The sequence below is a fragment of the Escherichia sp. MOD1-EC6098 genome, from assembly GCF_002965865.1.
GTDB lineage: Bacteria > Pseudomonadota > Gammaproteobacteria > Enterobacterales > Enterobacteriaceae > Escherichia > Escherichia marmotae.
In genome coordinates this window covers 160617-173606 of record NZ_PTSN01000006.1, presented here as the reverse complement: position 1 = coordinate 173606, position 12990 = coordinate 160617, and the positions used below count along the sequence as shown (strand labels likewise).

General features: G+C 52.0%; 12 protein-coding genes. 2 read left to right on the top strand and 10 right to left on the bottom strand.

Going from position 1 to position 12990, the window contains the following annotated elements:
* Position 1: 1 nt before the first annotated feature.
* The 9 genes from pabC to yceD form a co-directional block, all read right to left on the bottom strand.
* The gene (gene pabC, locus C0K55_RS09300) at positions 2–811 is read right to left on the bottom strand and encodes an aminodeoxychorismate lyase (RefSeq protein WP_016261914.1); all 810 of its coding nucleotides are present in this window, start codon (positions 809–811) and stop codon (positions 2–4) included.
* Positions 812–930: 119 nt separating this feature from the next.
* Complete coding sequence (gene fabF / locus C0K55_RS09295) at positions 931–2172, bottom strand: beta-ketoacyl-ACP synthase II (protein ID WP_000044679.1); 1242 nt, start codon at positions 2170–2172, stop codon at positions 931–933.
* Positions 2173–2260: 88 nt separating this feature from the next.
* Positions 2261–2497: an acyl carrier protein gene (gene acpP, locus C0K55_RS09290; RefSeq protein ID WP_000103754.1), complete on the bottom strand. Its 237-nt coding sequence runs from the start codon at positions 2495–2497 to the stop codon at positions 2261–2263.
* Between the two features lie 210 nt (positions 2498–2707).
* Complete coding sequence (gene fabG / locus C0K55_RS09285; protein ID WP_001008542.1) at positions 2708–3442, bottom strand: 3-oxoacyl-ACP reductase FabG; 735 nt, start codon at positions 3440–3442, stop codon at positions 2708–2710.
* A gap of 12 nt (positions 3443–3454) precedes the next feature.
* Positions 3455–4384 carry an ACP S-malonyltransferase gene (gene fabD / locus C0K55_RS09280; protein ID WP_001516187.1) on the bottom strand — a complete coding sequence of 310 codons (930 nt, stop codon included), beginning with the start codon at positions 4382–4384 and terminating at the stop codon, positions 3455–3457.
* A 15-nt stretch (positions 4385–4399) separates the two neighbouring features.
* Entirely contained in the window at positions 4400–5353 is a 954-nt protein-coding gene (gene fabH, locus C0K55_RS09275; RefSeq protein ID WP_000288127.1) for a beta-ketoacyl-ACP synthase III, read from the bottom strand.
* Between the two features lie 67 nt (positions 5354–5420).
* On the bottom strand, positions 5421–6491 hold the full coding sequence (gene plsX / locus C0K55_RS09270) for a phosphate acyltransferase PlsX (protein WP_000197582.1): 1071 nt from the start codon (positions 6489–6491) through the stop codon (positions 5421–5423).
* 80 nt (positions 6492–6571) lie between these two features.
* Positions 6572–6745, bottom strand: a complete 174-nt coding sequence (gene rpmF, locus C0K55_RS09265; RefSeq protein ID WP_000290727.1) for a 50S ribosomal protein L32 — start codon at positions 6743–6745, stop codon at positions 6572–6574.
* A 51-nt stretch (positions 6746–6796) separates the two neighbouring features.
* Positions 6797–7318, bottom strand: a complete 522-nt coding sequence (yceD, locus tag C0K55_RS09260) for a 23S rRNA accumulation protein YceD (RefSeq protein ID WP_001174477.1) — start codon at positions 7316–7318, stop codon at positions 6797–6799.
* Between the two features lie 198 nt (positions 7319–7516).
* Between yceD and yceF the strand changes: the two genes are divergently transcribed.
* A complete protein-coding gene (yceF, locus tag C0K55_RS09255; RefSeq protein WP_001516185.1) occupies positions 7517–8101 on the top strand; it encodes a 7-methyl-GTP pyrophosphatase in 585 nt (194 codons plus the stop codon).
* Positions 8102–8212: 111 nt separating this feature from the next.
* On the opposite strand, the gene rluC is transcribed toward yceF, so the two are convergent.
* Positions 8213–9172: a 23S rRNA pseudouridine(955/2504/2580) synthase RluC gene (gene rluC, locus C0K55_RS09250; RefSeq protein WP_024191859.1), complete on the bottom strand. Its 960-nt coding sequence runs from the start codon at positions 9170–9172 to the stop codon at positions 8213–8215.
* 572 nt (positions 9173–9744) lie between these two features.
* Here rluC and rne point away from each other — a divergent pair.
* Positions 9745–12924, top strand: a complete 3180-nt coding sequence (rne, locus tag C0K55_RS09240) for a ribonuclease E (protein WP_001516183.1) — start codon at positions 9745–9747, stop codon at positions 12922–12924.
* Positions 12925–12990: the final 66 nt, after the last annotated feature.

The following is a 12990-nucleotide window of genomic DNA, read 5'->3' as shown; positions in this document are numbered from 1 at the left end:
ACTAATTCGGGTGCTCACAAAGTGGGGCTAAATATTCATATAGCGTTGTTGACGAAAAGGAGACATCGTCACAAGCGCGTACAGGGATAATCGGCATTAGCGCATTACAAACTATCATCTCATCCGCCTGCATCACTTCTTCCAGTGTGGCTTGCACTTCGACAACCTGATAAGAGGATTGTGCCAGTAAACGAATACAGAATTGTCGCATAATGCCGTTGACACCAGCCTGATCCAGACGCGGCGTATAAACTACGTTGTTCTTGCGCCAGAACAAATTAGCCGCACAGCATTCCGTAACCCACCCTTCGCTGTCAAGAACCAGCGCCTCATCAGCGTTTGTCTGCTCAAGATGAGAGCGGATCAGTACTTGCTCAAGGCGATTCAGATGTTTAATACCTGCAAGATGAGGATTGCGCCCCAGCCGCACCGGGCTTAGCGCCAGCGTCATCCCCTCGTTACGCAAACGGTCGTAATGTGCTGGATAAGCCGTAACTGAAAGCATCCGCGTTGCCGGGCCACTGTTCAATGCGCTGTACCCTCGCCCGCCACTGCCGCGACTGATCACCACTTTCAGCACACCATTCTGCTGCTCTGCCGCCAGAATTTTCATCTCTTGCTCAAGCTGGCACCAGAAGTCACAGGTGATCATTAAGCGCTGACAGGCTTCCTGTAGCCTCGTGATGTGAGCGGATAATAAGCTGACTTTTCCGTCGATAATTCTGGCTGTGGTGAAACAGCCATCGCCAAATTGCGTAGCCCGATCGCTCGCTGCCAGCGAATCCTGTTTATGACCGTTAATTAAGAACATACCGGCTCCTTATCAGAGGATTGTTAGTGTGGCAGCATGTTCTCTACGGAACAAGTCTGAATAAAACCTAAGAAAAAAGGCCCGCAAGCGGACCTTTTATAATGGTGAAAAACGGCAGATTAGATCTTTTTAAAGATCAAAGAGCCATTAGTGCCACCGAAGCCGAAGGAGTTACACAAGGTGTACTCCATTCCGCTTACCTGGCGCGCTTCATGCGGCACAAAATCCAGGTCGCAGCCTTCATCCGGGTTATCCAGGTTGATGGTCGGCGGAACAGCCTGATCGCGCAGGGCCAGGATGGAGTAGATAGACTCTACTGCACCCGCTGCACCTAACAGGTGACCAGTCATGGATTTCGTGGAACTTACCAGCACACGGCTTGCAGCTTCACCGAAGATGGTTTTCACTGCCTGCGCTTCGGCCTTATCGCCTGCTGGCGTTGAAGTACCGTGCGCGTTAACGTAGCCAATCTGGCTCGCTTCAATGCCTGCATCACGCAAAGCATTCGCCATTGCCAGTGCTGCGCCTGCGCCATTTTCCGGCGGCGACGTCATATGGTAGGCATCGCTGCTCATACCAAAGCCGACAAGTTCAGCGTAAATTTTCGCACCGCGTTTTTTTGCGTGTTCGTACTCTTCGAGCACCAGCATACCGGCGCCATCGCCCAGTACGAAACCATCACGCTCTTTATCCCACGGGCGGCTGGCCGCTTGCGGGTTATCATTGCGGGTAGATAATGCACGTGCCGCGCCGAAACCACCAACGCCCAGCGGCGTACTGGCTTTCTCTGCGCCACCTGCAACCATCACGTCAGCATCGCCATACGCGATAATACGCGCAGCATGGCCAATGTTATGCACGCCAGACGTACAGGCGGTCGCGATAGAGATGCTTGGGCCACGCAGGCCATACATGATAGTCAGGTGACCTGCCACCATGTTCACAATCGTTGACGGAACGAAGAATGGGCTGATCTTACGTGGACCACCGTTCATCAGAGATGTGTGGTTTTCTTCGATCAGTCCGAGGCCGCCAATCCCGGAGCCAATTGCGGCACCAATGCGGGTTGCGTTCTCTTCCGTTATTTCAAGGCCAGAATCCTGCATGGCCTGAACGCCAGCGACAATTCCATATTGAATGAAGGCATCCATCTTGCGCTGTTCTTTGCGCGAGATAATGTCCTCACAGTTAAAATCCTTTACTAAGCCAGCAAATTTCGTTGCATAGGCGCTAGTATCGAAATGGTCGATTAGGCTGATGCCACTCTGACCGGCAAGCAGAGCTTTCCAGGTAGACTCTACGGTATTGCCGACAGGAGACAACATGCCCAGTCCGGTCACAACTACACGACGCTTAGACACGTTTGTCCTCCAGGGAGGGAAAAAAATGATTCTAGTGGGACAAAAAGATAAAACTCAGGCGGTCGAACGACCGCCTGGAGATGTTCACTTACGCCTGGTGGCCGTTGATGTAATCAATGGCAGCCTGAACGGTGGTGATTTTCTCAGCTTCTTCGTCCGGAATCTCAGTATCAAACTCTTCTTCCAGAGCCATTACCAGCTCAACGGTGTCAAGAGAATCCGCGCCCAGGTCTTCAACGAAAGAAGCATTGTTGGTAACTTCTTCCTGCTTAACGCCCAGCTGTTCGCCGATAATTTTCTTAACGCGTTCTTCGATAGTGCTCATACTCTTAAATTTCCTATCAAAACTCGCTTTCGCGATGGTTTTCGTAGTGTATAAAATGTTGAAAAATTTGCAACTAAATCCCGGCAGGTCTTACCACGATTTTACGCTATTTTGAGGCCATACCCCCCAACAACGCAAATCATTTTGCACTAATTATTACTCATAACCACGCAGACTGCGCGCAACATGAGCATTTTGTGCAATTCGCGGTCAGACCATGTACATCCCGCCGTTCACATGCAAAGTTTCACCCGTGATGTAAGCTGCTTCGTCGGATGCCAGGAATGCAACCGCGTTGGCGATTTCCTGTGCGCCGCCAAGGCGACCCGCAGGAACCTGCGCCAGGATACCCGCACGCTGGTCATCGCTCAGCGCACGTGTCATGTCCGTTTCAATAAAGCCCGGAGCAACAACGTTTACAGTAATACCGCGTGACGCAACTTCGCGCGCCAGTGATTTACTGAAGCCGATCAAGCCCGCTTTCGCCGCAGCGTAGTTGGCCTGACCGCCATTTCCCATGGTACCAACCACAGAACCGATAGTGATAATACGACCATGACGCTTTTTCATCATAGCGCGCATTACCGCTTTTGACAGACGGAAAACAGATGAAAGGTTGGTTTCGATAATATCGTTCCACTCATCATCTTTCATTCGCATTAACAGGTTATCACGAGTGATACCGGCATTATTGACCAGGATATCGACTTCACCAAATTCTGCGCGAATTTTTTCCAGAACAGATTCGATAGATGCCGGGTCGGTCACATTCAACATCAGACCTTTACCGTTAGCACCTAAATAATCACTGATCGCCTGAGCGCCGCTTTCACTGGTCGCAGTGCCGATAACTTTCGCACCACGGGCTGCGAGCGTTTCAGCAATTGCGCGGCCAATCCCACGGCTTGCACCGGTTACCAGTGCGATTTTTCCTTCAAAATTCATGATTTTCCTCTTTTAAAGCTCGAGCGCCGCTGCCATCGCTGAAGGTTCATTCAGCGCCGAGGCGGTCAGGGTGTCGACAATGCGTTTTGTCAGGCCAGTAAGCACTTTGCCCGGGCCGACTTCATAAAGATGTTCTACGCCTTGCGTTGCCATGTATTCAACGGACTTCGTCCACTGAACTGGGTTATAAAGCTGGCGCACCAGGGCATCACGGATGGCATCACCATTGGTTTCGCATTTCACATCAACGTTGTTCACAACCGGAACGGTTGGGGCGTTAAAAGTGATTTTTGCTAATTCAACAGCCAGCTTGTCGGCAGCCGGTTTCATCAACGCACAATGAGACGGAACGCTCACTGGCAACGGCAACGCACGTTTTGCGCCAGCAGCTTTACAGGCAGCACCTGCACGCTCAACCGCTTCTTTATGACCGGCAATAACCACCTGGCCCGGAGAGTTGAAGTTTACCGGAGAAACCACCTGGCCTTCCGCTGCTTCTTCACAAGCCTTAGCAATAGACGCATCATCCAGACCGATGATTGCCGCCATTGCGCCAGTCCCTTCCGGCACAGCTTCCTGCATGAACTTGCCGCGCATCTCAACCAGACGCACCGCATCAGCAAAATCAATCACACCAGCACAAACCAGCGCGGAGTATTCGCCCAGGCTGTGACCAGCCATCATTGCTGGAGCTTTGCCGCCTTGCTGCTGCCATACGCGATACAGCGCAACAGATGCAGCTAACAGTGCTGGCTGGGTTTGCCAGGTTTTATTCAGTTCTTCGGCTGGCCCCTGCTGGGTCAGCGCCCACAGGTCGTAGCCCAGCGCTGCAGAAGCTTCAGCAAACGTTTCTTCAACAATGGGATAGCTCGCCGCCATATCAGCCAGCATTCCAACGGTTTGAGAACCCTGTCCAGGGAACACAAATGCAAATTGCGTCATCTTTAAATCCTTATCCTAGAAACGAACCAGCGCGGAGCCCCAGGTAAACCCACCGCCAAAGGCTTCAAGCAGGACCAACTGACCAGGCTTAATACGCCCATCGCGTACCGCTTCATCAAGTGCACAAGGCACAGAAGCAGCAGAGGTATTACCATGGCGATCCAGGGTCACGACGACATTGTCCATCGACATGCCGAGTTTTTTCGCCGTTGCGCTGATAATACGCAGGTTCGCCTGATGCGGAACCAGCCAGTCCAGTTGAGAACGGTCAAGATTATTCGCCGCCAGCGTCTCATCAACGATGTGCGCAAGCTCAGTTACCGCGACCTTGAAGACTTCGTTGCCTGCCATAGTCAGATGAATTGAATTCTCTGGATTCACACGGTCAGCGTTAGGCAGCGTCAGCAATTCACCATAGCTGCCGTCGGCATGCAGATGGGTGGAGATAATTCCTGGTTCTTCAGAGGCGGCCAGCACCGCAGCGCCCGCACCATCACCAAAAATGATAATGGTCCCGCGATCTGTTGGATCGCAGGTGCGCGCCAGTACATCGGAACCGACGACCAGAGCATACTTCACCGCACCAGATTTCACATATTGATCAGCTACGCTCAGGGCGTAGGTGAAACCTGCACAGGCTGCGGCAACGTCAAACGCCGGGCAACCTTTAATGCCCAACATGCTTTGAATCTGACATGCTGCGCTCGGGAAGGCGTGCGTGGCAGAAGTCGTTGCCACAACAATCAGGCCAATCTGGTCTTTGTCGATCCCCGCCATTTCAATTGCACGTGTCGCCGCTTCGAAGCCCATGGTAGAAACGGTTTCGTTTGGTGCAGCAATATGACGTTCACGGATGCCAGTACGAGTAACAATCCACTCGTCAGAGGTATCCACCATTTTTTCCAGATCGGCGTTTGTCCGCACTTGTTCGGGCAGATAGCTGCCAGTACCAATAATCTTCGTATACATGTACGCTCAGTCACTTTTCGGTTATATACCGTCACTTGCAAACTGCGAGTTCGCTGGCAGCGTCCTGCTACCGCAGAGTTCCGCTTTTGCCACCGTCCAGCAGCTCAAAACCAGCTGGGTATACAGATTTCAGGCGAGCGGCAATTCGCTGAGGAACTTGTCGCTGCACCGCCTGCACTGCCTGTTCAATCGCGACCGCAAAAGCTCGCTGATTGGCCGCACCATGACTTTTTATCACCGTGCCGCGCAATCCTAACAGACAGGCGCCGTTATACTGGTCGGGGTTGAGGTGACTGAATCGCCTCGTCAGGCTCTTTTGTAGCCAACGCTTTAATAACAGTAGCCACCACGACCGTTTTTTCCCTTCTCCCTGGGATTTCAGCAGAGAAAGGAACATCCTGACAACACCTTCCATCGTCTTTAATGTGACATTTCCTGTAAAACCGTCACAGACCAACACATCTGTCTTGCCAGTTAATAACTCATTGGCTTCAAGATAGCCGATATAATTGACAGAAGGGATTGTTTTAAGCACAGCTGAGGCGTCCCGAATACTGTCGAGACCCTTTACTTCTTCTTCACCAATATTGAGCAACGCCACGCGAGGGTTAGGGATTTCCACCACCTCTTCTGCCAAAACAGAGCCCATAATGGCGAATTGCACCAACATTGTGCTATCACAATCGACGTTGGCCCCTAAATCGAGAACCACCGTTTTGCCCTTTTGCTGATGCGGTAACACCGTCACCAACGCCGGACGCTCAATCCCCTCCAGGGGTTTGAGCAATAATTTTGCCAGTCCCATCAGCGCCCCGGTATTACCGGCACTGACACAGGCCTGCGCTCGCCCCTCTTTCACCAGTTCCAAAGCCACGCGCATTGAGCTACCACGACTGCCGCGGATAGCTTGCGAAGGCCGGGCATCACTGGCGATAACTGACTGCGCAGGGATAATCTGCAAACGCGAACGTTGTTCGAAGTCAGCTTTAGCAAGTAATGGCGTGATGGCGTCGGGATTACCGACTAAAAGAAGAGTGAGTTGCGAATTAGAGTTCAGTGCCTGCAAAGCTGCAGGCACTGTCACAGAAGGGCCAAAATCGCCCCCCATGACATCTAACGCCAGGGTTAGACGTGTCAAGGTATCGTCGCCGCCCGGTTTGGTCTTTCCCCAGTTACCTGGGGAAAATCCTCACTAAGCTTCATCACGCAGACGCGTGATTACTTAGCGATGACCTTGCGGCCGCGGTAGTAACCGTCGGCAGTGATGTGGTGACGCAGGTGTTTTTCACCAGAAGTTTTGTCTACAGACAGGCTGGTGACTGCGGTCAGCGCGTCATGGGAACGACGCATGCCACGTTTGGAACGGGTTGGTTTATTCTGTTGTACGGCCATGGACCTTACTCCTCAATTACGGTTTATCCCCGATCCAACGGGGAGCACCAATTACTTACGCTTTAAGCTGGCTAATACGGCAAATGGGTTTGGTTTTTGCGCTTCATCAGGCAATTCACCAAAGACCATGTCCGCTTCGGACACTTCACAGTGTTCAGAATCATGCACCGGAACTACCGGCAAGGCGAGGATGATTTCATCTTCAACCATTGCAAGCAGATCGATTTCACCGAATTCGTTAACCTCAATCGGTTCATACGTTTCCGGCAGTGCTTCAGCCTGTTCGTCTGAACGCACAGGACTAAAACAATACGTTGTGTAGACCTGATGAGAAAACGGCTTCCCGCAACGCTGACACTCGAGCGTTACCGTCACCTTCGCATCGCCGTTTAACACTGCGAGACGTTGGTTATCGATAGCGAACGACATGGAGCATTCCACATCACTGTCCACACTGACTACAGATTCAGCGACGCGCTCAACCTGATCAGGAGTATAAATACCCTGGTAATCAAGGCGTTTTTGAGCCGTACGAACCGGATCGAGAGTCAGGGGTAATTTTACCTTTTGCATAGGGCGCGCATATTAACTTTGTAACGTCATAGAGTCAAAGAAAAAGGCAGCCTGTGGTTGCCTTTTGCCAATAATTCGCACACATTGCGGGTTACTGCTTTATTTTCGTTCAGTGCTGACAACGAACATCAACCTGCAAAACGAAGCGCATAGTTTAAAATGGCTATCATCAATACGCTATATCTGATGGAAAAAAATATGTCTAAACTTATTTTAGCCTCCACCTCGCCCTGGCGCCGCGCTCTACTTGAAAAACTGCAAATCTCTTTCGAATGTGCCGCGCCGGAGGTCGACGAAACCCCGCATAGCGATGAATCACCTCGCCAACTGGTGCTTCGACTGGCGCAAGAAAAAGCGCAATCCTTAGCATCACGTTATCCAGACCATTTAATTATTGGTTCTGACCAGGTGTGTGTTCTTGACGGTGAAATCACCGGTAAACCGTTAACGGAAGAAAATGCGCGCCTGCAATTACGCAAAGCCAGCGGCAATATTGTCACCTTTTATACCGGGCTGGCATTGTATAATTCCGCCAACGGACATCTGCAAACAGAAGTGGAACCATTTGACGTCCATTTCCGTCATCTGAGCGAGGCGGAGATTGATAATTACGTGCGTAAGGAGCATCCCCTGCACTGTGCAGGTAGCTTTAAGAGTGAAGGCTTTGGCATTACGCTATTCGAGCGTTTAGAAGGGCGTGACCCTAACACGCTGGTTGGTTTGCCGCTTATTGCGCTCTGTCAGATGTTACGTCGGGAAGGGAAAAACCCGCTGATGGGATAATTTTATGGGCCGGACGCGTTTACGCCGCATCCGGCAATTGGTGCTGACTGCCTGATGCGGCGTAAACGCCTTATCAGGCCTACCGCCTACTATCTGATTTATATGCTCGCATTAACGCGTATTACGCAGTTTCTGCAAACAACGCTTCAAACCATCATCCATCGGCGCTTCGATACGCATCACCTCACCCGTTCCCGGATGGGTAAACTTCAACGCCGCGGCGTGCAGGAATAAACGATTTAATCCCGTTCCCGCTTCAGTGAGTTGTTTATCAAATTCGCGGTCGCCGTAACGATCATCAAAGGCAATCGGATGACCAGCGTATTGCGTATGCACACGGATCTGGTGTGTACGACCGGTCACCGGGCTACAACGCACCAGCGTGGCAAACGCATAGCGTTCTTCCACTTTGAAGCGCGTTTCTGACGGCTTACCCTCCTGGCTCACACGCACAATACGCTCACCGCTTTGCAGAATGTTTTTCAGCAACGGCGCTTGCACGCTTTTCACGTGTGACTGCCACTGACCGCGCACCAGCGCCAGGTAATCTTTTTGCATACCTTTTTCACGTAATTGCTCATGTAGAGAACGTAACGCCGAGCGTTTTTTCGCTACCAGCAGTACACCAGAGGTGTCCCGGTCGAGTCGATGCACCAGTTCAAGGAACCGCGCTTCGGGGCGCAACGCCCTCAGTCCTTCAATAACGCCGAAACTTAAACCACTGCCGCCATGTACTGCTGTGCCAGACGGTTTATTCAACACCAGGATATGATCATCTTCATATAAGATGACATCCGCCAGCGCAGCGACTTTTTGCAGATGCGGCGAAACCGCGTCTTCTTCCCGTTCAGCAACGCGAACCGGCGGAATACGCACTTCATCGCCAGCTTCGAGTTTATATTCAGGCTTAATACGTTTTTTGTTCACCCGTACTTCGCCTTTACGCAAAATACGGTAGATCATACTTTTTGGTACGCCTTTCAATTGGGTACGCAAAAAGTTGTCGATACGTTGCCCCGCTTCATCAGCGGTAATAGCAACAATTTTTACGGATGGAGTCTCTGTTTTCATGGTGGGCGATTCTAAATAGCCAGCAGGATTCGCGCCACTCATTTTTCTATGCTTATATTTAGTTCTGCACCTTATTACTTCCCAGCGCAATCACTTAATTGCTGGTTATTAAACCAATCACCAGCAAGAAGTGAAAAAACTGTGAGTAAGTGGGTGATAAATGGTAAAAGTCATCTTGCTATAACAAGGCTTGCAGTGGAATAATGAGAACGTTTCCGTGTCCAACCTTGTTAAAACAAGAAATTTTACGGAATACCCCATTTTGCCCGACCGATCATCAACGCAGCAATGGCGTAAGACGTATTGATCTTTCAGGCAGTTAGCGGGCTGCGGGTTGCAGTCCTTACCGGTAGATGGAAATATTTCTGGAGAGTAATACCCAGTCTGTTTCTCTGATAATTGCGCTGTTTTTCCGCATGAAAAACGGGCAACCGACACTCTGCGCCTCTTTGAGCTGACGATAACCGTGAGGTTGGCGACGCGACTAGACACGAGGCCATCGGTTCACACCCGGAAAGGCGTTACTTTGCCCGCAGCTTAGTCGTCAATGTAAGAATAATGAGTAAGTTACGATGAAAAGAATGTTAATCAACGCAACTCAGCAGGAAGAGTTGCGCGTTGCCCTTGTAGATGGGCAGCGTCTGTATGATCTGGATATCGAAAGTCCAGGGCATGAACAGAAAAAGGCGAACATCTACAAAGGTAAAATCACCCGCATTGAACCGAGTCTGGAAGCTGCTTTTGTTGATTACGGCGCTGAACGTCACGGTTTCCTCCCACTAAAAGAAATTGCCCGCGAATATTTCCCTGCTAACTACAGTGCTCATGGCCGCCCCAACATTAAAGATGTGTTGCGTGAAGGTCAGGAGGTCATTGTTCAGATCGATAAAGAAGAGCGCGGTAACAAAGGCGCAGCACTGACCACCTTTATCAGCCTGGCGGGTAGCTATCTGGTTCTGATGCCGAACAACCCGCGCGCGGGTGGCATTTCTCGCCGTATCGAAGGCGACGACCGTACCGAATTAAAAGAAGCACTGGCAAGCCTTGAACTGCCTGAAGGCATGGGGCTTATCGTGCGTACTGCTGGCGTCGGCAAATCTGCCGAGGCGCTCCAGTGGGATCTGAGCTTCCGTCTGAAACACTGGGAAGCGATCAAAAAAGCCGCTGAAAGCCGCCCTGCTCCGTTCCTGATTCACCAGGAAAGCAACGTTATCGTTCGCGCTTTCCGCGACTACCTGCGTCAGGACATAGGTGAAATCCTTATTGATAACCCGAAAGTGCTCGAACTGGCGCGTCAGCATATCGCCGCGTTGGGCCGCCCGGATTTCAGCAGCAAAATCAAACTGTACACGGGTGAAATTCCACTGTTCAGCCACTACCAGATTGAATCGCAGATCGAGTCCGCTTTCCAGCGTGAAGTTCGTCTGCCGTCCGGTGGTTCTATTGTTATCGACAGCACCGAAGCGTTAACCGCCATCGACATCAACTCCGCACGCGCAACCCGCGGCGGTGATATCGAAGAAACCGCGTTTAACACTAACCTGGAAGCTGCTGATGAGATTGCTCGTCAGTTGCGTCTGCGTGACCTCGGCGGCCTGATTGTTATCGACTTTATTGACATGACGCCAGTACGCCACCAGCGTGCGGTAGAAAACCGTCTGCGTGAAGCGGTGCGTCAGGATCGTGCGCGTATTCAAATCAGCCATATTTCTCGCTTCGGCCTGCTCGAGATGTCCCGTCAGCGCCTTAGCCCATCGCTGGGTGAATCCAGCCATCACGTCTGCCCGCGTTGCTCCGGTACTGGCACCGTGCGTGACAACGAATCCCTGTCGCTCTCTATTCTGCGTCTGATTGAAGAAGAAGCCCTGAAAGAGAACACTCAGGAAGTCCACGCTATTGTTCCTGTCCCCATTGCTTCTTACCTGCTGAACGAAAAACGTTCTGCGGTGAATGCAATTGAAACCCGTCAGGACGGCGTGCGCTGCGTGATTGTACCAAACGATCAGATGGAAACCCCGCACTACCACGTACTGCGCGTGCGTAAAGGAGAAGAGACGCCGACCTTAAGCTACATGCTGCCAAAACTGCATGAAGAAGCGATGGCATTACCTTCTGAGGAAGAATTCCCTGAACGTAAACGCCCGGAACAACCTGCACTGGCAACCTTCGCCATGCCGGATGTTCCACCAGCGCCAACCCCGGCTGAAACTGTAGCACCGGCAGCAGCCCCAGCACCGAAAGCTGCGCCGACAACGCCTGCTGCTCCAGCACAACCAGGCCTGTTGAGCCGTCTTTTCAACGCACTGAAATCGTTGTTCAGCGGCGGCGAAGAAACCAAACCGGCCGAGCAACCCGCGTCGAAAGCAGAAGCAAAACCGGAGCGCCAACAGGATCGCCGTAAGCCTCGCCAGAACAACCGCCGTGACCGTAATGAACGCCGCGATACACGTAGTGAGCGTACAGAGGGCAGCGATAATCGCGAAGAAAACCGTCGTAATCGTCGCCAGGCACAGCAGCAGACTGCCGAGGCTCGTGAGAACCGTCAGCAGACCGATGTAACTGAAAAAGCACGCACCACTGACGAGCAGCAAGCACCGCGTCGTGAACGTAGCCGTCGCCGTAACGACGATAAACGTCAGGTGCAACAAGAAGCTAAAGCGCTGAATGTTGAAGAGCCATCTGTTCAGGAAACCGACCAGGAAGAACGTGTACGTCCGGTTCAACCACGTCGTAAACAGCGTCAACTGAACCAAAAAGTGCGTTACGAGCAAAGCGTTGCTGAAGAAGTTGTAGTCGCACCGGTGGTTGAAGAAACCGTCGCTGCCGAGCCTGTTATGCAGGAAACGCCTGCCCAGCGAACTGAACTGGTAAAAGTTCCGCTGCCTGTGGTTGCGCAAACTGCGCCGGAACAGCAAGAAGAGAACAATGCCGATAACCGTGACAACGGTGGCATGCCACGTCGTTCTCGTCGTTCGCCTCGTCACCTGCGCGTAAGTGGCCAGCGTCGTCGCCGCTATCGTGACGAGCGTTATCCGGTTCAGTCACCAATGCCGTTAACTGTAGCGTGCGCATCTCCGGAACTGGCCTCTGGCAAAGTCTGGATCCGCTACCCGGTTGTACGTCCGCAAGATGTACAGGTTGAAGAACAACGCGAGCAGGAAGAAGTACAGGTTCAGCCGATGGTGACTGAAGTCCCTGTCGCCGCCGCTGTGGAGCCAGTCATTGCCGCGCCGGTTGTTGAAGAAGTAACTGAAGTCGTAGAAGCACCTGTTCAGGTTGCCGAACCGCAAGTGGTTGAAACGACGCATCCTGAAGTGATTGCCGCTGCAGTAACTGAACAGCCGCAGGTGATTGCCGAAGCTGATGTTGCCGTAGCGCAGGAAGTTGCAGAGCACGCAGAACCAGTGGTTGAACCGCAGGAAGAGACGGCTGATATTGAAGAAGTTGCCGAAACTGCCGAGGTTGTGATTGCCGAACCTGAAGTCGTTGCTCAACCTGCCGCGCCTGTGGTCGCTGAAGTTGCAGCAGAGGTTGAAACAGTAGCCCCTGTTGAAGCCGAGGTAGTCGTAGAGCATAACCACGCTACCGCGCCGATGACACGTGCTCCGGCACCGGAATATGTTCCGGAAGCGCCGCGCCACAGTGATTGGCAGCGTCCAGCCTTTGCCTTCGAAGGTAAAGGTGCCGCAGGTGGTCATACGGCGACGCATCATGCCTCTGCCGCCCCTGCGCGTCCGCAACCTGTTGAGTAATCATTAACTCAAAGCGATCAAGCCCTGGCAACCGCCGGGGCTTTTTTTATTTCAGTTATGAATCAA